Annotated in this window: 17 protein-coding genes; 10 read left to right on the top strand and 7 right to left on the bottom strand. The window is 49.7% G+C overall.

What is annotated here, in order from left to right; translation table 11 throughout:
* Window positions 1-121: 121 nt before the first annotated feature.
* The 3 genes from F0L74_RS20105 (at window position 122) to F0L74_RS20095 (ending at window position 2,927) form a co-directional block, all read left to right on the top strand.
* Window positions 122-1,297 (top strand): glycoside hydrolase family 172 protein, encoded by a 1,176-nt coding sequence (locus F0L74_RS20105; RefSeq protein ID WP_246197775.1) that lies wholly within the window; start codon window positions 122-124, stop codon window positions 1,295-1,297.
* 126 nt (window positions 1,298-1,423) lie between these two features.
* Window positions 1,424-2,032, top strand: coding sequence for a Crp/Fnr family transcriptional regulator (locus tag F0L74_RS20100; RefSeq protein ID WP_149839709.1), 609 nt, complete (start codon window positions 1,424-1,426; stop codon window positions 2,030-2,032).
* Between the two features lie 172 nt (window positions 2,033-2,204).
* A complete protein-coding gene (locus tag F0L74_RS20095; RefSeq protein WP_149839708.1) occupies window positions 2,205-2,927 on the top strand; it encodes a hypothetical protein in 723 nt (240 codons plus the stop codon).
* A 60-nt stretch (window positions 2,928-2,987) separates the two neighbouring features.
* Here the strand turns inward: F0L74_RS20095 and purB are convergent, their stop codons facing one another.
* Entirely contained in the window at window positions 2,988-4,328 is a 1,341-nt protein-coding gene (gene purB, locus F0L74_RS20090) for an adenylosuccinate lyase (protein WP_149839707.1), read from the bottom strand.
* 41 nt (window positions 4,329-4,369) lie between these two features.
* On the opposite strand from purB, the gene F0L74_RS20085 reads away from it, so the two are divergent.
* Both F0L74_RS20085 and F0L74_RS20080 read left to right on the top strand, forming a co-directional pair.
* Window positions 4,370-5,107, top strand: a complete 738-nt coding sequence (locus F0L74_RS20085; protein WP_149839706.1) for a menaquinone biosynthetic enzyme MqnA/MqnD family protein — start codon at window positions 4,370-4,372, stop codon at window positions 5,105-5,107.
* Window positions 5,108-5,364: 257 nt separating this feature from the next.
* Window positions 5,365-6,030, top strand: a complete 666-nt coding sequence (locus tag F0L74_RS20080) for an NADPH-dependent F420 reductase (protein WP_149839705.1) — start codon at window positions 5,365-5,367, stop codon at window positions 6,028-6,030.
* A 236-nt stretch (window positions 6,031-6,266) separates the two neighbouring features.
* Here the strand turns inward: F0L74_RS20080 and F0L74_RS20075 are convergent, their stop codons facing one another.
* Window positions 6,267-7,955, bottom strand: coding sequence for a M1 family metallopeptidase (locus F0L74_RS20075; protein ID WP_246197774.1), 1,689 nt, complete (start codon window positions 7,953-7,955; stop codon window positions 6,267-6,269).
* 106 nt (window positions 7,956-8,061) lie between these two features.
* Between F0L74_RS20075 and F0L74_RS20070 the strand changes: the two genes are divergently transcribed.
* Together F0L74_RS20070 and F0L74_RS20065 are read left to right on the top strand one after the other, a co-directional pair.
* A complete protein-coding gene (locus tag F0L74_RS20070; protein WP_149839703.1) occupies window positions 8,062-9,732 on the top strand; it encodes an ABC transporter substrate-binding protein in 1,671 nt (556 codons plus the stop codon).
* A 168-nt stretch (window positions 9,733-9,900) separates the two neighbouring features.
* Entirely contained in the window at window positions 9,901-10,668 is a 768-nt protein-coding gene (locus F0L74_RS20065; protein WP_149839702.1) for an acyl-CoA desaturase, read from the top strand.
* A 178-nt stretch (window positions 10,669-10,846) separates the two neighbouring features.
* Here F0L74_RS20065 and F0L74_RS20060 read toward each other — a convergent pair whose 3' ends face one another.
* Complete coding sequence (locus tag F0L74_RS20060; RefSeq protein ID WP_149839701.1) at window positions 10,847-12,046, bottom strand: acetyltransferase domain-containing protein; 1,200 nt, start codon at window positions 12,044-12,046, stop codon at window positions 10,847-10,849.
* Window positions 12,047-12,347: 301 nt separating this feature from the next.
* Here F0L74_RS20060 and F0L74_RS20055 point away from each other — a divergent pair, with 301 nt between their 5' ends.
* Both F0L74_RS20055 and F0L74_RS20050 read left to right on the top strand, forming a co-directional pair.
* Window positions 12,348-12,770, top strand: coding sequence for a DUF417 family protein (locus F0L74_RS20055; RefSeq protein ID WP_149839700.1), 423 nt, complete (start codon window positions 12,348-12,350; stop codon window positions 12,768-12,770).
* Between the two features lie 49 nt (window positions 12,771-12,819).
* Entirely contained in the window at window positions 12,820-13,347 is a 528-nt protein-coding gene (locus F0L74_RS20050) for a DinB family protein (protein WP_149839699.1), read from the top strand.
* A 298-nt stretch (window positions 13,348-13,645) separates the two neighbouring features.
* Here the strand turns inward: F0L74_RS20050 and F0L74_RS20045 are convergent, their stop codons facing one another.
* The 4 genes from F0L74_RS20045 to F0L74_RS20030 all read right to left on the bottom strand — a co-directional run bounded on the left by F0L74_RS20045 (window position 13,646) and on the right by F0L74_RS20030 (window position 17,709).
* Window positions 13,646-14,245 (bottom strand): HAD-IB family hydrolase, encoded by a 600-nt coding sequence (locus F0L74_RS20045; protein ID WP_149839698.1) that lies wholly within the window; start codon window positions 14,243-14,245, stop codon window positions 13,646-13,648.
* Between the two features lie 194 nt (window positions 14,246-14,439).
* On the bottom strand, window positions 14,440-15,171 hold the full coding sequence (locus F0L74_RS20040; RefSeq protein WP_149839697.1) for an SDR family oxidoreductase: 732 nt from the start codon (window positions 15,169-15,171) through the stop codon (window positions 14,440-14,442).
* Between the two features lie 268 nt (window positions 15,172-15,439).
* A complete protein-coding gene (locus F0L74_RS20035; protein ID WP_149839696.1) occupies window positions 15,440-16,822 on the bottom strand; it encodes an FAD-binding oxidoreductase in 1,383 nt (460 codons plus the stop codon).
* Complete coding sequence (locus F0L74_RS20030) at window positions 16,822-17,709, bottom strand: decaprenyl-phosphate phosphoribosyltransferase (protein WP_149839695.1); 888 nt, start codon at window positions 17,707-17,709, stop codon at window positions 16,822-16,824. Before F0L74_RS20030 ends, F0L74_RS20035 begins: the two co-directional genes overlap by 1 nt.
* 484 nt (window positions 17,710-18,193) lie before the next feature.
* Here F0L74_RS20030 and F0L74_RS20025 point away from each other — a divergent pair, with 484 nt between their 5' ends.
* Window positions 18,194-19,846, top strand: a complete 1,653-nt coding sequence (locus F0L74_RS20025) for a hypothetical protein (RefSeq protein WP_149839694.1) — start codon at window positions 18,194-18,196, stop codon at window positions 19,844-19,846.
* The last annotated feature ends 77 nt before the right edge of the window (window positions 19,847-19,923 follow it).

Here is a 19,923-nt window from a genome sequence, read left to right as displayed (position 1 = left end):
ATGATGAATGCGGGTGGGTATGTTTTGTAATTGATTGTTAGTGATGAATACGAGCGAGCGTGCTTTTTAGTTGATCATCTGTAGCTAATTAATGACTATGCGTTTTGGTATTTTATTTTCTATGTTATTGACGTGTGTGGTGTGCGGTAGTATGGCGCAGGCGCCTGTTTACCAGTTTGATAATAATCTTACGCCGCGGTGGAGCAGTCCGGAGAATTTGAACGGGGTGAAGGGGGCAGGCGGCAAAGCTAATAATGGAGCTAAAGGGCATCCCTGTGATCCTATCGCCCCAGGAGCGAGCAATACCCTGCTGGATATCCAGGGGCAGGGTATCATCCACCGGATATGGGTTACATTGGCAGACCGGTCGCCGGAGATGCTGCGCCTGTTGAAACTGGAGATGTATTGGGATGGCGCGTCTACGCCGGCGGTATCTGTGCCTTTGGGTGATTTCTTTGGCGTAGGGCTGGGCCGCACCGCCGTTTTTGAGAATGCGCTGTTTGCCAGCCCGGAGGGCCGCTCCTTTAATTGCTTTATCCCGATGCCTTTCCGCAAGGCAGCCCGTATTGTGGTGACCAATGAATCCGGCAAAGCCCTGAGCCATTTCTTTTTTGATGTGGATTATAGCCTGGTAAAAAACTGGGACGAGGATAACCTGTATTTCCATGCTTATTGGCGGCGGGATACGGCTACTACGCCCTCCAGGGATTTTGAGCTGCTGCCGGGCATACAGGGCAAGGGCCGTTTCCTGGGCGTGAATGTGGGGGTGAATGCCAACCCGGCCTATGGTAAATTATGGTGGGGTGAGGGAGAGGTGAAAATGTTCCTGGATGGGGACCGGGCCCTGCCTACACTGGTGGGCACCGGCACAGAGGATTATATAGGTACCGGTTGGGGCCAGGGATTTTTTGCGCAGCGGTATACCGGCTGCCTGGTATCCAGCGATTCTCTGCGGCAGTGGTGCTTTTACCGGTACCATATCCCTGATCCTATCTTTTTTACGAGCAGTTGCCGGGTGACGTTGCAACAGATAGGGGGCGGACAAACATCCACCGTAGCTGCCCTGCAGGAAGCAGGGGCGCCGATGATCCCCATCACCAGCGATATGGATGGGAAACAGCTGGCCCTGTACCAGCAAGGGAAGACGGTGCGGTTAAAAACGGCGGGGCTGTCTGATACCTGGACGAATTTTTACCGGTCGGATGATGTTTCGGCTACGGCTTATTTTTACCTGGATAAACCGGGGGCGGTATTGCCGGCGTTGCAATCGAAGGCTATAAGGGGATATCGTCTGTAGTAGGCGGGCGGTGCATATGGTTGTCTGCTGGCTGGATTAATGACACCGTGGCCCTTCTGCAATAGCCACCGGATAAATGCCGCATGATTGTGTATTTTTACGCTGTATCAACTGTCTTGTAATACCATGACCACTATAGCTGCCTGCCAGCCCTTTTTTGATGTGATGGGCCGGTTCGTTAAATTGGACGAAAGCGTAATGGAGCTGGTGGCTGCCAACACCCGGGAAGTAACGTTCTCCAAAAAGGAGCTGGTACTGGAAGAGGGCGTTAATAGCAACAAGGCCTATTTTATTGTATCCGGGAAGGCCCGGTCTTATTATACGGATTATACCGGCAAGACCACCACCTGGCTGTTTCATTTTAACACGCCGGAGAGTAATCTCAAGAACCTTTTCCTGGTAGATTATAAGAGTTATTTAAGCGAGCAGCTGTCTTCCATCACCATAGAAACCCTGACAGATGTAAAGGCCATCCTGTTCACCCGGGAGGCTGTCAGCAGCATGATCGAAAGTTCCCTGCTTTTTGAGCGGTGGATGCGTAAGCTGAATGAGCGGTCTTTTATCTATACCTACGACCGCGTATTTGCCATGCTTACTATGAGCGCTGCGGACCGTTATGAGAAACTGCTGAAGGATGAGCCGCATTTGCTGCAAATGTTCTCCAATCATTATATCGCATCTTACCTGGGTATTGCGCCGCAGTCATTGAGCCGGATCCGGACCGGTGGGTATTGAGGGACTGAGCGCGCGGAAAGGATACCTTTCCAGGTTCTTGCAGTTTTCTATATAGCAGCCAATATTTTCTACCCCTTTGCATTTATTCACATAGGTGAATGTTTGCCGGCTGCCCGTGCTAGTACCTTTGTACTGTACCTGATCAACAGGTAAGCAAACAAAACCTAAAAAAATGAACGACTTATTAGCATTGACAATAGCCGCGCATGGCGGTCTGCCACGCTGGGAACAGTTTGACAATATTTCTGCCCGTTTACTGGTAGGCGGCGTTACCTGGCCAATGAAAGGCCATCCGGGGGTAATGGATGATCTGCATGTAACGGTTGATCTGAAGAAAGAATGGGCCTCCCATTCCCCCTTTATTCAAACTGACTGGCATACCGTTTTTGAGCCGGGAAGGGTTGCTATCGAGGATGCCAATGGCACGGTAGTGGAAGAGTTAGCCAATCCCCGGGCTTCTTTTAAAGGGCATACGGTAGAAACGCCCTGGACCCGGCTACAGCTGGCATATTTTGCCGGTTATGCCATGTGGACCTATTTCAATGCGCCTTTTAACTTTATACAGCCTGGTTATGAGGTAAGCGAGCTGGAACTATGGGAAGAGAATGGCGAAACCTGGCGGCGGTTGCGGGTGCAATTCCCCGAAAACGTAGCCACCCATGGGGCCGTGCAGGTGTTTTATATAGATAAGACCGGCTTGATCCGCCGCCATGATTACGATGTGGATGTTTTAGGCGGCGCCAGCGCGGTGCATTATACAGATGATTATGTGGATGTAAACGGTATTAAGATCGCTACCAAACGGCGGGTGTATGTGAGGAAGGAAGATAACACTCCTTTGCTGCCGGAGCCCCTGTTGGTATCTGTGGATCTGAAAGAAATAGAGCTTCGCTAAGGTGTATACAAAAAAGGCGCTGACCGTTTCTACGATCAGCGCCTATACAAATATTATAGATCAATTCCACACGCCGGTATAGTTAGCCGGCGTAATGGCTTTCAATTCTTTCTTCAGGGCTGCATTGATCTTAAGCCCGTCAATGAACTGGTGCATGGTCTTTTTGGTGATGGCATCGCCGCCGCGGGTGAGCTCCTTCAGCGCTTCGTAGGGCTGGGGGTAGTTCTCGCGACGTAATACGGTCTGAATGGCCTCTGCTACCACGGCCCAGTTGTTCTCCAGGTCTTCTTTCAGCTTGCTTTCGTTCAGGATCAGCTTTTCCAGGCCTTTCTGGATAGAGCGGAGGGCCAGTATGCTATGTCCAAAGGGCACGCCTATATTACGCAGCACGGTAGAATCCGTGAGGTCGCGTTGCAGGCGGGAGATGGGCAGTTTGGCGCTCAGGTGCTCATACAGGGCATTGCCTACGCCCAGGTTACCTTCCGCATTCTCAAAATCGATGGGATTCACTTTGTGCGGCATGGCGCTGGAGCCTACTTCGTTCTTCTTTACTTTTTGTTTGAAATAGTCCATGGAGATGTAGGTCCAGATATCGCGGCAAAGGTCTATCAGGATATTGTTGATACGCTTGAGCGTGTCAAAATGGGCGGCCAAGTTGTCGTAGTGCTCGATCTGGGTGGTATAGCGCATGCGCTGCAGGCCCAGGGCGCCATGTACGAACTTATCCGCAAACTTTTCCCAGTTTACCTTGGGGAATGCCACGTGATGGGCGTTGAAGTTACCGGTAGCGCCGCCAAATTTGGCTGCGAAGGGGATATCGCCCAGCAGTTTGATCTGGCCTTCGAGCCTTTCTACAAATACCAGGATCTCCTTGCCCAGGATGGTGGGGGATGCGGGTTGTCCGTGTGTACGGGCCAGCATGGGGATCTTCATCCAGCCCTTGCCCAGTTTCTTCAGTTCCAGCACCAGGTTGGCGATGGCCGGCATATAGGTTTGCTCCACGGCGTCTTTCCAGAGCAGCGGGGTGGCGGTATTATTGATGTCCTGGGAGGTAAGGCCGAAATGTACCCATTCCAGCAGATCTTCCAGGCCCAGGCCTTTGAGCTCGTTCTTTACAAAGTACTCTACGGCCTTCACATCATGGTTGGTGATCTTTTCCGTATCCTTGATGAGCTGCGCATGCTCTACCGTAAAATCCTGGTATATTTTGCGCAGGGCCGGTATTTTCGTTTTAGGTAATGAAAACACCTTCTGTTCCGCCAGGGCGATGAAATACTCTATCTCTACCAGTACACGGTAACGGATCAACGCGAATTCCGAGAAATAGGGCGCCAGTTCGTCCAGTTGCTTACGGTAACGACCGTCTAACGGTGAAATGGCGGTTAAAGGTTGTAGTTGCATAATATTTTAGCTTAATTTTGCGGGCCACAAAAATACAGAAATTGGAACGGAAAGTAAAAGTAGCGGCAGTAAGTTATTTGAATACCAAGCCTTTGTTATATGGTTTTAAGAACCATCCGGTGATGAAGATGACAGAATTGACCATGGATTACCCGTCTGTAATAGCGCGCCAGCTTATAGAAGGCAGCGTAGACGTAGCGTTGGTACCCGTGGCGGTGATCCCTAAGATGCAGGAATCACATATCATTTCCGACTTCTGTATAGGGGCGGAGGGACCGGTAGCCTCTGTTTGCCTGTTCAGCCAGGTACCGTTGCAGGAGATCAAACGAATCTACCTGGATTACCAGAGCCGTACCTCTGTAGCCCTGTTAAAGCTGCTGGTGCGCGATTTCTGGAAGCTGGATGTGGAGCTGATAGAGACCTCGGATGATTATCAGCACCTGATTGGCGGCACCGATGCCGGCCTGGTGATCGGCGACCGCGCCCTGGCGCAACGCAAGGTATCTGCCTATATCTACGACCTGGCAGAGGCCTGGATGCGTTTTACCAGCCTGCCTTTTGTATTTGCCGCCTGGGTTAGCAATAAGCCCTTGCCGGTGGAGTTTATTCAGGAATTCAATAATGCCAATAGTATCGGCATCCATAATATACCGGCGGTAGTGGCGGAAAACCCTTACCCGGTCTTTGACCTGACGGCTTATTATACCCAGCATATCAGCTATCCGCTTACGCCGGCCAAACGGCAGGGTATGCAAAAGTTCCTGAGTTACCTGCAGTAAGCATGAACGGCTTTTTTAACCCCATTGATCTTTCCGGGCTGCTGGTACGGCGGGCCTGTGTTTTCCCTGTACTGTAAATGTGAGGCTTGCCTGGCGCCGGTCAGTTTTATGCTAAACAGCACCCGACAGGGTGGCGTTTTACAGTAGGGGCGTAACGGTTAGGATCCCCCATCAACAGATATGTTACGCTTCGTTATGTAATTTATTCAGCCTTAGTGACTAAATTTTCTTAACTTCCTGCAAATACTTCACGTCATATGAATATCGGTATCCTGGGTAGTGGGGCTGTAGGGCTCACTTTAGGCGCCGGGTTTGTAGGAATGGGCCACCATGTCATTATTGGAACACGTAATCCTGCTAAGGAAGCATTGCAGCAATGGGCTAAACGCCAGGGGCCTGCCGCCGTTATCGGCACATTCCGGGAGGCGGCATCATCCGGGCATCTCATTGTTATCTGTGTAAGCTGGATAGGCGCTAAAAGTGCGATCGAACAAGCCGGTATCTGGAATTTTAAGGGGAAAACCATCGTAGATGTTACTAATCCACTGGACGGTAAAGGCCCGGATAAGGAAGGGCGTATGTCTTTTGTGACCGGCCTCAGTTCTGCCGGGGAGCAGATACAGGCCTGGCTGCCGCCAGACGCCAACGTAGTAAAAGCCCTCAGCTGCGTTGGGCACGAGATGATGTTCCAGCATCAGCAGGACAGCGAAAAACCTACCATGTTTATTTGTGGTAATAATCTTCAGGCTAAAAAGGAGGTGACCGGGATCCTGCACCAGATGGGCTGGGAAGATGTGGCGGATATGGGTAAGATCATTATGAGCCGTAATATAGAGCCGTTGGGAATATTATGGAATGCATATGGGTTCCGGACGGGGAGCTGGGATCATGCATTTAAGATCGTGAAGAAAAAGAAGAGTTAATGTGCTAATGTGCTGATATGCTAATGTGCTAATGATCGTATGCTGTCTATCGGACTACCAGCCTGATAAAGGATCGTTTTTGTAGTTGATAGCAGGATTCAACCTGTCAATAGATAAAAATGCTGATGTTGAAATGGATAACCATTGAACATCAGCATTTTCTGTTTAGCAATAGTTTTTAGTATGCTATCCGCTGCAATTTCATTAGCACATTAGCATATTGGCATATTAGCACATCATTTCTTGAGCGCGTCCTTCATCTCCTTCACCGTCTTCATTTCTTTTACTTTAATATAGAACTTCTTGTCCACCTTAAAGTATTTAGGATCCATATAGCTGAGGTTAGCCGTTGCCCAGCGCGGGCCGGGGTGGATAAACTGGAAGTTATCGATACCTACGGTTACTTTCACCGGCATATCAAAGTTCTGGATATCTGAAGACCAGCGGAAATACAGCACCTGGCCTACAATACGGTATTGCAGCTCCGGCAGGGTGGTATCACGCAGGTATTGGTCGAAGGTCTTGCGGAGGTCTTTGCCGGTTTTATCCATAATGTACTGTTCCACTTCTGCGGAGGAGATGGTAAGGCCGCCAAAATCACGGTTCATATCGCGCAGCAGCTGGCGGAAGGCCTCATCATCATCAATGATCTGGCGGATCATATGTACCAGGGTGGCGCCTTTGTAATACATATCCCCGGAGCCTTCGTTGTTTACGCCGTAATGCCCGATGATGGGAATATCGTTCTTGATGTTCTTACGGGTGCCCATCTGGTATTCGTTACCGGCTTCCTCCCCATATTGGCATTCCGTGAAGAGGGTTTCGGAGTAGTTGGTGAAACCTTCATGTACCCACATGTCAGCGATATCGCGGGTGGTGATGTTATTACCAAACCATTCATGGCCGCTTTCATGCACAATGATGAAGTCCCATTTGAGGCCCTGGCCGGTACCGGAAAGATCCCTGCCTTTATAGCCCATCTGGTAACCATTGCCATAGGCAACGGCGCTCTGGTGCTCCATACCCAGGTGAGGGGCGTCTACCAGCTTGTAACTGTCTTTATAGAAGGGGTATTTGCCAAACCAGTATTCAAAACATTTTAGCATGGGTTTTACCACTTCGAAGTGTTTTTTTGCCCTCTCTACGTTATAGTCCAATACCCAGTAGTCCAGGTCCAGCTTGCCGCCTTCGCCGTTATAGGTGTCCTTGATCTCTTTATAGTGACCAATGTTCAGCGCTACATCATAGTTATTGATAGGGTTGCTCACATACCATACATAGGTCACGGTGTTGTCTTCCTTGTTTGGAAATTTGATCTTCAGGCGGCCGTTGGAAACATCTACGAGGTCCTGGGGCACGGTAACGCTGATGGTCATGTATTGCGGCTCATCGCTCTGGTGGTCTTTATTAGGCCACCATACGCTGGCGCCCAGGCCCTGACAGGCAGTGGCCACCCAGGTACGGCCCAGGGAGTCTTTGGTCCATACCACGCCGCCATCCCAGGGGGCATTTACTGCTACTTTGGGCTTGCCATGGTAAAATATCGTCACCTTCTTCTCAGTGCCTATTTTCTCCGATTTTCTCATCCGGATATACCATACATTGCTGTCGCGCTCAAATTCCAGTTTTGTTTTGGTGGAGATCTTCAGGCTATCAATATCCATGGCTACGCTATCGATTGCCATGGGATACTGCAGATCGATCTGCATCACGCTGTCTGCTTTTAATACCTTGTAAGTGATGGTGTTGGAACCGCTGAAGGTGCTGTCAGACGGTGTTACATTTACCTGCAGGTCGTAGCTCACCACATCCCACCAGGCGCGCTCGCGGGTAATGGAGCCCCGGAGGCTGTCTACACGGGTGAAATGAGGCTCCTTTGTTCCTTTAAAATGCGATTGTTGCTGGGCCCGTGCACACAACGCCATCAGAAGAGTCAATAATAAGATAGGTACGCCACGCATAAATCAGAAATCGTATTTAAAACCGAAAGATATTAATTTACAGTGTAAAATATAAACTCATACATGTAAAATGACGGCTAACAAACGTGAAAGTCCGGGACTTATTGTTTTTTTAAGGGGTTATTCCGTTGTTTTTATATATGGTGTTTTATGGTTATGCCTATCTGGCTGTCAGCGTACAGCCCGGCAGGATCAGCAGGTGTTCCGCTTTAACCACACAGACGGGCTTTCGTCCCTGGATCCCGCCTTTGCCAAAAGCCAGGCAATTATCTGGGCCGTGCACCTGGTCTACAATACCTTGGTAGAACCGGATACGCAGATGGTAATACGCCCTTCGCTGGCGACCCGGTGGGAGGAATCTGCCGATCATCTGACTTACACTTTTTATTTACGAAAAGACGTTTACTTTCATGATAACGAAGCTTTTACAGGTGGTAAGGGGCGGCAAATGACTGCCCGGGATGTAGTGTATAGCTTCCGGCGGATCATGGATCCGGCCACCGCATCTCCCGGCGCCTGGATCTTTAATGGGAAGGTGGATCCGGAAAAAGGGTTCCGGGCGCTGAATGACTCCGTTTTTCAACTCACACTGCTGCAGCCTTTCCATCCTATACTGGGGATCCTGAGTATGCAATACTGCTCTATTGTGCCACACGAGGTAGTGGAAAAGTACGGGGCAGATTTCCGGCGGCATCCATGCGGTACGGGGCCTTTCCAGTTCTTTGTTTGGGATGAAGGGCAGGCCCTGATCCTGCACCGCCATCCCCGGTATTTCGAAAAAGACAGCGACGGGCATTCCCTGCCTTATCTGGATGCGGTGAAAATGACCTTCCTGGATAATAAGGCCACAGAATTCCTGCTATTCCGGCAGGGGCAACTGGATTTTATGAATGACCTGGACGCCTCCTTTAAAGATGAGGTGCTTACCAAAACGGGGCAGTTAAAAAAGGAGTGGGCTGGTAAAATGGTATTGGCCAAAAGCCCTTATCTGAACGTGGAGTACCTGGGCTTTTTGCTGGATAGCAGCAAGACGCCTGTGCAGCAATCGCCCACCCGGCTTAAAAAGATACGGCTGGCCATCAACTATGGTTTTGACCGGGTAAAAATGATGACCTATCTGCGTAACAGTATTGGCACGCCGGCCAATGCAGGTTTTGTGCCCAGGGGATTGCCGTCTTTTGATGCGGATAAAGTAAAAGGATATAATTATAACCCCACGCTGGCCCGGCAGCTGTTACAGGAAGCTGGTTTTCCGGAAGGAAAGGGTCTGCCGGTGATACGGCTGCTGACCATCCCCATGTATGCGGACCTGGCCAATTATATTGCTGCGCAGCTGCAGGAAGTAGGTATACGGATACAGGTGGAAGTGATCCAGAAAAGCCTGTTGCTGGAGCAAACCGCCAAATCCGCCGCTGTGTTTTTCCGCAGCACCTGGATAGCGGACTACCCGGACGCGGAAAGTTACCTGGCCTTTTTCTATGGAGGGAACCCGGCCCCGCCCAATTATACGCGGTATGCCAACCCGGCTTTTGACCGCTTGTATGAGCAGTCGCTGCTGGAGACCAACGATTCCCTGCGGTACGAGCTGTACCGGCAAATGGACCGGATGGTGGTAGCGGATGCGCCGCTGGTACCTGTGTTTTATGATGAGGCTATCCATTTTATACAGCCTTATGTACATGGGTTGCGGGATAACGGGTTGAATATATTGGAATTGCGTTGGGCGAAGATCGAACGGTAACAGATGGGCCACAAATTGTGGCATCAAAGGGGCCAGTAATTGCTGCCAGCCAGCCCCTCCGCGCAAACCCGGCAGCAGCGCGCCCATAGCGCTTTTAACATTTCATTGCTTTGAACACCAATTAATTAGTCTAACTTTGCCCCTTAATACTCATTTTAAAGTAGCATAATGACAGCGATTTTGATCTTTTTCTGTGTGCACTGGTTCTTATCATTGTTCTTTCACACATTCTTCCTGCACCGGTATGCTTCCCATCAGATGTATACCACCAGCAAGGGCTGGGAACGGGTATTCTATTTCAGCACCTGGTTTTTCCAGGGCTCTTCTTACCTGGTTCCAAGGGCATATGGCGTAATGCACCGTATGCATCATGAATATAGCGATACTGAGCACGATCCGCATTCTCCCCACTTCTTCAAAGATGTATGGAGCATGATGGTGCGTACCCGCCAGATATATAACGATTATCTGAACCACAAACGTCAGCCGGACGCCAAGTTCCTGGAAGAGCCACTGCCGGAATGGGCTTCGCTCGACCGCTTTGGTGATCACATCCTTACCAGGCTGGTATTTATAGCAGGTTATGTAGCGTTTTATGTAGCTTTTGCTCCCAGCTGGATCTGGTTCCTGCTGCTGCCTATCCACTTCCTGATGGGCCCCGTACAGGGCGCAGTGGTAAACTGGTGCGGCCACAAATATGGTTATAGCAATTTCAATAACGGTGATCATTCCCGTAACTCTTCTCCCTGGGGTATCTTACTGCTGGGCGAACTGTTCCAGAATAACCACCATAAGTTCAAGGACAGCCCTAATTTCGCAAAGAAATGGTTTGAGCTGGATCCTACTTACCCGGTAATGAAAACCATGAACTGGCTGGGTATCATCAAGCTGAAATCTGCTAAGGTGAAACGGACGCAGTACCGTGCGGCAGCGTAATTGATGTGCTAATATGCTAATGTGCTAATGTGCTAATGTGCGGATGTACGGATAACGGATATACTTTTTTGTAAGAATAGTAAATGCTGATGCATAAATGATTTGAGATCATTTGTACATCAGCATTTAGTTTTTGTGCTATTGTTGGTAATCAGCATATTAGCACATCAGCATATTATCAGAGATAACTTAGCCAGCGCTTATCCTGGTGTTGTTGTTTATAAGCGGCGTAGCGCCTGCACAGCGGGTAGAGTCCCAGTACCAGTAACAACCATATCGCATATACCCATGCCAGTGATACCCCATACTGTCCCCGCAGTTTGGCCGCATCCAGCGAAAAATTATGGGTGAGCATCTGCGCCAGCGGAAAGCCCATAATCACCCCCACCAGCACGGCTATCAGATGAATAGCGTGCATATGCAGTATATAATAGAAGAAGGGTACCCTGCCTATGCTGATGAGTGGATGACCGGGGCGGATACGCGCGTTGTCCAGGAAAGAGAGGAATATGAGCACGGGTCCCAGGGTAATCAATAAGAAGAGTAAAGACGGCGGATATTTAAGCACATTAAAGAAGCTCATTACCGATTGGGTAGTGGTGGCGCCTGGTTTCCAGGGTGTTGGATTACCATATATATTGAAGTAACGCAGCACCAGAAAAAGCAGGATGGCCGCTGCGCCAACATAACGCAGCACGTGTTTGCGTTTGGCGGCGTCATAACCGTGCCGGAACAAGGAGCCCAGGCCATACCCGGCGGCCATCACCCCAAACCAGGGCAGGATAGGATAACCGGCAAAAATTGTCATGCTGCCCAGCTGCATTCCTGCGGTGCTCCGCAGCAATCCCCACAACAACTGTAAGGGCGTGCCGGGCTGCAGTTGTATTCCATCTGTCAGATTGTGGAACAGGATGATGAAGAGCCCAATGGAAAATACGGCTCCTACCGGCAGGGAGAGCAGCAGCGATAACAGGATCATACTCATACCAATGGCGGCTATCACCCCAAAGAAGACGAAATGCGGCGTAAAGCTGAAAATGAAGCTCATGAGGGTAAGGTCTATCAAGATCAGCCAGAGGCCGCGGGTAAGCAGGAAGCGGCGCAGATCTTCCCGGCTGCGGCGGGTACTTACCAGGTAAATGCTGGCTCCGGCCAGCATCACGAATGTGGGCGCACAAAAATGTGTGACCCAGCGGGTAAGGTATAAGCCGATGGATGTTTTTGTTTCATCCAGGGGATTAAAGAACGGGATGTCAAAATGCATAAAATCCCTGACGTGGTCCAGCGCCATGATGACCATCACCAGGCCCCTCAGGAAATCAATCGATAACAGGCGTGGGGATGGAGGCGCAGGAATGGCGGAAGCGGCGGTTGTCATTAGAACAGATTTACAGGTTGATAAAAGAGGAATATAAATTAGGAATAAAAAAGCTCATTGGCAAGAAATCCAAAGCGGCTCAGATAGGGGACAGGACAAGTTAATGAGCGGCAAAAAAGAATGAAACGGCATATGACGCCGGCTATTCTACAGATCAGTTTATGTCAGGGATACCACGAATATTTTAAGCCAGCTGCAGTGCCCAGCAGTCAGGTAATTTTACGCCTGTTGTAAGGTTTTAGTCAAAGCGCCGACTAAAGAAAAAAACAACTCACTAATCTAATCACCTTAAAACGACAACATGAAACTTCAGAAAGCTGGCTACGCGCTGGGCGTTATCGCTACTGCATTGGTGTTACTATGGATCGGGCTCTTAAAATTTACAACGGCAGAGGCTATGGCCATAAAGCCGTATGTTGAACACAGTTTCTTAATGAGCTGGTTGTATAAGATAGCCTCTGTTAATGTAGTGTCTGATCTGGTAGGGGTTTTTGAGATAGTGACAGGGGTATTGCTGCTGGCCTCTTTTAGTAGCCGGACAGCGGGCCGGATAGGGGGCTATCTGGCATTGATCATTTTTGTGACCACGCTGAGCTTTTTATTTACGACGCCTGGTATATGGAAAATGTCTGAATTTGTGCCGGTTACAGATTTCTTTGTGGTAAAGGACCTTGCATTTCTGGCAATTGCATTACAGGTAACGGGGCGGCACAGCAAAGGCTAAGAGCTGGGTTGTATCATATCTTATAACCGCGTTTTTTTAAATAAGAGCTATGAAATTTATTGGATCCATTCTTATCCTGTTTAGTTTTGCCATACACGCAGTAAACGGGCAGGGGCATGATTCGTTGTTCCTTGCCGCTGCCCGTGTTAAACTTACTCATTCGAAGGAATATATGTTAAAGGTGGCCGATCTGATGCCGGAGAACAAGTATGACTATAAGCCCACTAAAGAAGAATTAAGCTTTGGCGCGCAGCTGCTGCACATATGCGGCAATCTTGGCTGGCTAAGCTCCACTTATCTGACAACGGAAGATCATCCGGCCTTTAAAATTGATGAAAAGATCTCCAGTAAGGATAGTATACGATCAGTTCTCCTGTCAACCTATGATTATGCGATCAAAGCATTGGATAATTTTGATGCGAAGCAGTTGGGGGATACGGTAAAATTCTTTGCCGGGCCTATGACCAGGTTACAGATCATTAATTTATTGAGCGACCATCAAAGCCATCACAGGGGACAAATATTGGTTTATTTAAGGCTTTGCGGTATAAAACCACCGGAGTATGTGGGATGGTGACGCGCTATTTTTTGCTGCCAGGTAAAAAGTAGGATACAAGAAAGTTGCCTTTAACGGGAGAGCGCGCGAATATATACTGATAGTATATTAACTACGAAGCACATAGCAAGCAAACAGCAAGCACAGTAGGGATTGCCATGGACAAAACGTGGACTAAAGGTGGACTTGATGTGGAGTTGAGTTGGGGTAATCGTGTATCAGTGGCGGAGTGGTTGCGCTGTTAAGGTGCTGATACCGGTTTTAGCCTGCAACATTTTGGGCCCACAGATTGTGTTTCCTGGCGGCTGCTACCACGTGATCATAGCGCTGCCCTGAAGGGCTTAAACTGCGGCACGCCGGCAATGCTGAGCATCGCTTTATCCCCGCTGCTATCGCCATAGGCGTAGATGGTCTCAAAACCTGCCAGATCGTATTCATTCTTAATACGGCAAACCTTTTCATCGCCGTTACAGTTAAGGCCCAATATGTTACCGGTTAACTGCTCATCCTTTACTTCCAGCTGAGTGGCGATGCAGCTGATACCTATCGCGGCGCACCAGGGCGCTACCCAATCCTGGGCGGAAGCTGTTACAACTGCCACCTGGTGCCCTTGCGCCTGGTGGTTTTTTATGGCGATCAGCGCCTGGGACCGGAGTAAACCGGGGAGGCGTTGGCGGCAAAAATCATCGCAGCCTTTGCGGAAATCTGCTACCGGTGTACCCTTGAAAAAGTACCGTAGCACCAGCTGTTTCATGTTATGGCTGGATATCAGCTTTAGCTTAAACAATACCAGCGCCGGCGATAGCAGTAGCATGCCTGTATAAAAATACGCATTTCCTTTTTGAAACTGGATGATCTCAAAAAGTGTATCCCTGGATGTAATGGTACCGTCAAAATCAAAAAAGGCGATCGATGCCATGTTTAATTGGTTAGTAATTAGCGATTAACAGTTCGTGGATGAAAGGGATTATGCAGAAAAGCGCCTCATTCCTTATGTCCTACATATCAATCGCTAAGCTGTTGATTATTAAAGATAATAATTCAATGCTGATGCTATCTAATCTGGTAAAAGTGCATTATCAGCTATATATCAATTATTTAGCTGCACTTGTTTTATAATTTCAGTTTTTTGAAAATAAACTCTGGAATAGACTTGATTATCAACATAATATATCTCCAAAACCATTTTACGTAGAGTATGTTCTTACGGGATCGGGCGGCGCTGGAGACAGCTTTGGCAACATCTTCCGGTTGGGCGGTTAGGAGCGGCGGCAGCTTCAGGTCTTCCGTCATACGGGTGTAGACGAATCCTGGCTGTACGCTCATGACATGTACATTATGGTGAAAGAGCCGGTTGCGCAGGCCGCTCAGGTAGGCCGTGAAACCTGCTTTTGCGCTACCGTAAAGGTAGTTGCTTTGCCGGCCACGTTCGCCTGCTACGGAACTAATACCGATGATCATACCGGCACGCCGATTGGCGTAGTCATTGGCGACAATATTCAGGATGGATACGGCGCCGGTATAGTTGGTGTGCAGGATGCGGCTGGCTTCCTGCCAGTTGACCTGCGCCTGTTCCTGTTGCCCCAGGTAGCCAAATACGCAAATGGTAATATCTGGTTTAATGGGCAGGGTATCATAAAATTCAGTGTGACTATCGAAGTCGAGGGCGTCAAAGGTGTAGGCGGTAGCTGTCACGCCATAACGGATGTGGAGGTCCTGTTGCTGCGCGTGCAGATGCGCAGCGTTGCGCGCGGCCAGTTGTATATCGTATTTGTCAGCGGCGAACTGCCGGGCAATGGCTACGGCCATATCAGAACCGGCGCCCAGGATTAAAACAGTAGGCATGTATTTAATTAATAATGAACGATTAACAATGAATGAGATCAATGGCGATGTTTAACGGATGCCGGTAAACGCGGTTGCCATCAACGCCATATTGGATGCAGCGGAGCAAGCATTTAAGGCTTGTTTGCCAGCTGTGTTGCCCTGTAATGATGCCATATGGAACCATACTGGCTACAGCGGTAGACATGTAAGGCTTAATGACGATGCTACCAGGTCGCTTAATAGCGGCAAGCATCCATAGTTTGTACACAGGGTGCTTATCCTTTAACTATACGGCTGAAACTTGTGGTACTGCAGTGCTGGCCGCCTCCGGTTGTTGATCTGCAGCGGTAAGCAATAGCCTGTCGGACTGTAAGGACCGGAACCGGAAATCGCCGTTATACTGCTTCACGATCTCTGCAAAGCGCTGTACATGGGGGTAACTTTGCCAGAAGATCTCCTGTTTCATACGGGCGTCCTTGGATAGGTATAGCCGTCCGCCGTATTGCAGCACCAGGGTATCCAGCTCGTCCAGGAAATCAAACAGACCTTTGCGTACGGGGAAGTCCAGCGCCAGGGTATAACCTTCCATTGGGAAGGAGATCAGGCTGTCCTGGTGGCCAAATACCTTTAGCACGGCCAGGAAAGAGCCCCAGCCTTTATCGCTGATACGTTTGAGGATGGCGATGAGCCCTTCTTTCTGATCCAGCGGCAGTACGAACTGGTACTGTACAAAGCCGGCTTTGCCGTAGCCGCGGTTCCAATGCAGGAATGCGTCCAGCGGGTAAAAGAACGGCTCGTAGGAAACTACGTTATTGATCTCCTTTTTGGTGTTCTTGGCATAGTACAGCCAGTTAAAGGCTTTGACCGTAAAGGTGTTCAGCACAAAGGAGGGAAGATTAAAGGGGATGGTGAGCTTCTTCTTTTTAGGAAGCTCCAGGGGGGCCTGGCGTTGTTGGGCAGACAGCTCTTCCGGCGTGGCATGTTCGCCCACGATGAGTATACTGCGGCCAAAGCTATCGCCTTTCTGGAGGCAATCTATCCAGGCCACAGAATAGGTATAATGCCGGTATTCTTCGAACAGGCGGATCACCTCTTCGAGGTTGCGCGCCTTGATCTGGCGTTGTTTGATGTAGGCGGTGTCGATCTTTTTGAGGCGGAACTTTACCCGGGTAATTACCCCGGTAAGGCCCATACCGCCGCAGGTTGCCCAGAACAGGTCCGGCTCCCGCTGCGCGGAGCAGGTGATCAGCCCTTGGGCGGTTATCACATCCATATCTACGATATGGTTGGAGAAGGCCCCATCCACATGGTGGTTTTTACCATGTACATCGGACGCTACTGCGCCGCCTACGGTAATGAACTTGGTGCCTGGCGTAACCGGCAGAAACCAGCCTTTGGGTACAATAAAGTCCAGGATATGATCCAGCGTAAGGCCGGCCTGGCATTCCAGGATGCCCAGCTCCGTATCAAAATCCAGTGCTTTGTCGTATTTAAGGGTAGAAATACTGTGTACGCCCAGGGAGGCATCGCCATAACAGCGGCCGTTGCCCCGTGCGATGAAGGTGGATGGCCTATCCAACAGCTCCTGTAGCTGGTCTTCCCGGGTAAAAGTGCTTTCTTCACTGGATACCACCGGGTAATTGCCCCAATTTGCTAACCGTTTTTGCATTAGTTAAAAAAACTTTTGTTTGCCGGTAAATAAATGATCACATAAAAACTCAGGATCCACAGGGCTATGGTTAATTGGATAAAGCGGTCTTTGTACAGGATCTTGGTGGGAGAGCCAGTATTGTTCTCCACGTAGGTTATTTGCAAATATCGTAATAATCCTGCAATAACAAAAAGAGTGGTGTAATAAAGACGGTGGGTGCCGAACCGGCCGATGGTGGTGGGGTCCAGGGTATACATCAGGTAGCACACGATAATGACGGCCGATAACAGGGCCAGCATTACGTTCATAAAGTCCATATTATACCCTTTGGACGCTTTGCGCATTTCTGTGCCGGAGGCTTCCTTGATCAGCACATCATCCCGGCGTTTTGCCACTGCCATAAACAGGGCCAGCAGGAATACCATGACCATCAGCCAGGAAGATACCGCAGTATTGGAGGCGATACCGCCGGCCTTGATACGCAGCACAAAACCCATGGAAAGGATGATGATGTCCAGGATGGAGATGTTTTTGAGCCCCAGGGAGTAGAACAGGTTGAGCACGAAGTAGATACTCACCACAAAAAGGAATTTGGGCCGTACATACCAGGCCAGGCCTATGCCTATTACCAGGCAAATGACAAAGAATACCAGCGCCGCGGCGGGGGATACTGCTCCGGAAGCCAGCGGGCGTTTACACTTGACCGGATGTTTACGGTCTGCCTCGATATCCTTATAGTCATTAATAATATAGATACTGCTGGCTACCAGGCTAAATGCAAGGAATGCAGCCAGTAATGTCTCTATGGTAGAGAGGTAAAAAAGTTCTCCCGCAAAAAACAGGGGAATAAATAAGAACAGATTTTTTACCCAATGATGGGGCCTTAGTAGTTTAAGATATTGCACGGGGATAAAACAGTGATTATGTCCGGCGGCAAGATACGGCATTCATGTGAAAGGTCAAAGCGAGCGGGGCGCAGGTGAGCCGGAGAGGAAGGGTGCATTGGGGCAGGGCGGCGTGTTGGTAGGTTTGCTGACAGTGGGTTATAAGCAGTTGGAAACGGCCTGTAACGGCCTACAGTAACCGGGAGCGTTTTTATTGCCGGTGTTTTGGAAGCAGTACCGGGCGGTGTACTGCAGCAATTAATAATGGAATAATAATGTGGCCGTTTGGGGTGGTACATTGCCGTTAGATGGTTGCCGGCGAGGGGCGAGCCGTGAAAGTATGGCCTTGCCGGGAGACTGGTAGCCAGTGAGAAAGGTGACTGCGCATGCGTTGCCCTGACGGAGGACTGGTGGCTGGCGGGAGCGGCCTTCTTTCTGCGGGGGCTTTCCCTTTTGTACCTAAAACACTATTTTTGAGGCTTTCAAACATAAAACGTTCCCCATTATGTCACCGTCAGGGTCATCCCTTTACCAGAAACGTAGCATCTTTACCGTAATTGAGTCGCTGATCATTATTGGCCTGGCGTTGGTTCCGCTGTTCACCAGTTTTCCTTACCGGGTAAATATTTTCCTGTCCTGGGAGGGCGCTTACCGGATGTCCATCGGGCAGATGCCCTATAAAGATTTTGGCCTGCCGCTGGGGTATGGCTTCTGGATCATACCGGCACTGTTCTTTAAACTATTTGGCCCGCAGCTGATCTCCCTGGTAAAAGCCCAGGTGTTTATCAATATTATGGCGGGGTTTGCCTTCCGTTCCATCCTGAAACGGCTGGAAGTAGCGCCGGGTATACGTACCCTGTCAGTACTGGTGTTTGTCCTGTCTTATTCCTTCTTTAATTTCTGGCCCTGGTATAACCATACGGTGATCGTATATGAGCTGGTAGGCCTGGCCTTCCTGTTCCAGTTCATCACCCGGCCCGGGCAAAAGGTACGTTTCCTGTACCTGCTGCTGGCGGCGCTTTTTGTTTTCCTGTCTATTTTCACCAAGCAGGATGGGGGAGGATTGGCCCTATTGTTATGCCTGGCCTTATTATTATATAATAGCCTGCATGAAAAACGCCCCTGGGATATTCCGCTGTTCCTGGTTTTCCTGGGCGCGGTGGCGCTTGCCTTTATTGGTCCGCTGTTACCCCATGGTTTTAGCTACTGGTTCAATCATGGGCAGCCGCCGCATAATTCCCGTTTAGCCGTAACGGATTTTGCAGAGGAGATACTGGGCGCTTCCCAATGGATCAAATTCTACCTGGTACTGATGGTGTTATGCCTGGTACCGGCCTTACGGGATATAAAAGCCCTGTGGCTGAATAAGCAGGCCATGCTGTTCCTGCTGCTTACGCTGGGGATCCTGGCAGAAGCGGCCCTGTTCCAGGTGACCAGTTATACGCCTCCGGATAATAATATATTCTTCCACAGTTTTGCATTCGCTTTTTTGTGCAGCCATTTTAGCGTGTTGCAGCATATTGACCTGGGCCGTTTCCGCACTTTTGTTGCCGGCGCGCTGCTGGTGCTGTTGTGGTGGTCCGGCGTATTCTGGAAATATATTGACCGGGTATTTGCCCGTGTTTTCCCGGCGCCGGTAGAGATGGCAAAGGCATCGCCGGATGCGGAGAATGTGGTATCCCGCCGGAACTTTATGCTCAGTACAGATACGACCAAGGACGTGCCTACGTCTGAGTGGATCTTTTCCCGTTTGCCGGAATTTAAGAAGATCTATATGCCGCCGTCCACCGTACAGGGGATGGAACGGATACTGGCGCTGCCGGTGGTAAAAGAGAAGCAGGATAGCATCAAAGTGCTGAACATGACGGAGTTAACGCCATTGGCGCATGCGATGCCGTTCCGGCTGGAGACCGGGGAAGATTACCCGCTGTGGTATCACCTGGGGGTAGGCATGTTCAACCGGCAGCTGGCTGCTTTTACGGAAAAGGTAAGAACACATCATTATGACCTGGTGCTATATGAATATGCGCCGGGACTGAATAACTTTTTCCCGTTCGCCCTGCGGGCGGAATTGAAACAACATTACCGGCAGGTGGACGATTTTCTGGCTCCCCGCCGGCCTACTAACGCTGTAATAGAAGTATATGTAAGGCCGTAAAAAAATATTTTTAGAATTACCCAACCTTTGGAATACACCTTCCTGTCTTTATAGAGTACCAGGACGTAGCAAGGCGG

Source organism: Chitinophaga agrisoli, assembly GCF_008386695.1.
Classification (GTDB): Bacteria; Bacteroidota; Bacteroidia; order Chitinophagales; family Chitinophagaceae; genus Chitinophaga; species Chitinophaga agrisoli.
Note: the sequence above shows the minus strand (reverse complement) of the source record. Positions and strands in the feature narration are given on the sequence as shown.

Coding starts and splice junctions, on each gene's coding strand:
- F0L74_RS20070 (WP_149839703.1), top strand. CDS start 8,062: ATGACGGCTAACAAACGTGAAAGTCCGGGACTTATTGTTTTTTTAAGG.
- F0L74_RS20075 (WP_246197774.1), bottom strand. CDS start 7,955: ATGGCGTTGTGTGCACGGGCCCAGCAACAATCGCATTTTAAAGGAACA.
- F0L74_RS20100 (WP_149839709.1), top strand. CDS start 1,424: ATGACCACTATAGCTGCCTGCCAGCCCTTTTTTGATGTGATGGGCCGG.
- F0L74_RS20095 (WP_149839708.1), top strand. CDS start 2,205: ATGAACGACTTATTAGCATTGACAATAGCCGCGCATGGCGGTCTGCCA.
- F0L74_RS20050 (WP_149839699.1), top strand. CDS start 12,820: ATGAAATTTATTGGATCCATTCTTATCCTGTTTAGTTTTGCCATACAC.
- F0L74_RS20055 (WP_149839700.1), top strand. CDS start 12,348: ATGAAACTTCAGAAAGCTGGCTACGCGCTGGGCGTTATCGCTACTGCA.
- F0L74_RS20065 (WP_149839702.1), top strand. CDS start 9,901: ATGACAGCGATTTTGATCTTTTTCTGTGTGCACTGGTTCTTATCATTG.
- F0L74_RS20025 (WP_149839694.1), top strand. CDS start 18,194: ATGTCACCGTCAGGGTCATCCCTTTACCAGAAACGTAGCATCTTTACC.
- F0L74_RS20035 (WP_149839696.1), bottom strand. CDS start 16,822: ATGCAAAAACGGTTAGCAAATTGGGGCAATTACCCGGTGGTATCCAGT.
- F0L74_RS20040 (WP_149839697.1), bottom strand. CDS start 15,171: ATGCCTACTGTTTTAATCCTGGGCGCCGGTTCTGATATGGCCGTAGCC.
- F0L74_RS20080 (WP_149839705.1), top strand. CDS start 5,365: ATGAATATCGGTATCCTGGGTAGTGGGGCTGTAGGGCTCACTTTAGGC.
- purB (WP_149839707.1), bottom strand. CDS start 4,328: ATGCAACTACAACCTTTAACCGCCATTTCACCGTTAGACGGTCGTTAC.
- F0L74_RS20105 (WP_246197775.1), top strand. CDS start 122: ATGTTATTGACGTGTGTGGTGTGCGGTAGTATGGCGCAGGCGCCTGTT.
- F0L74_RS20060 (WP_149839701.1), bottom strand. CDS start 12,046: ATGACAACCGCCGCTTCCGCCATTCCTGCGCCTCCATCCCCACGCCTG.
- F0L74_RS20045 (WP_149839698.1), bottom strand. CDS start 14,245: ATGGCATCGATCGCCTTTTTTGATTTTGACGGTACCATTACATCCAGG.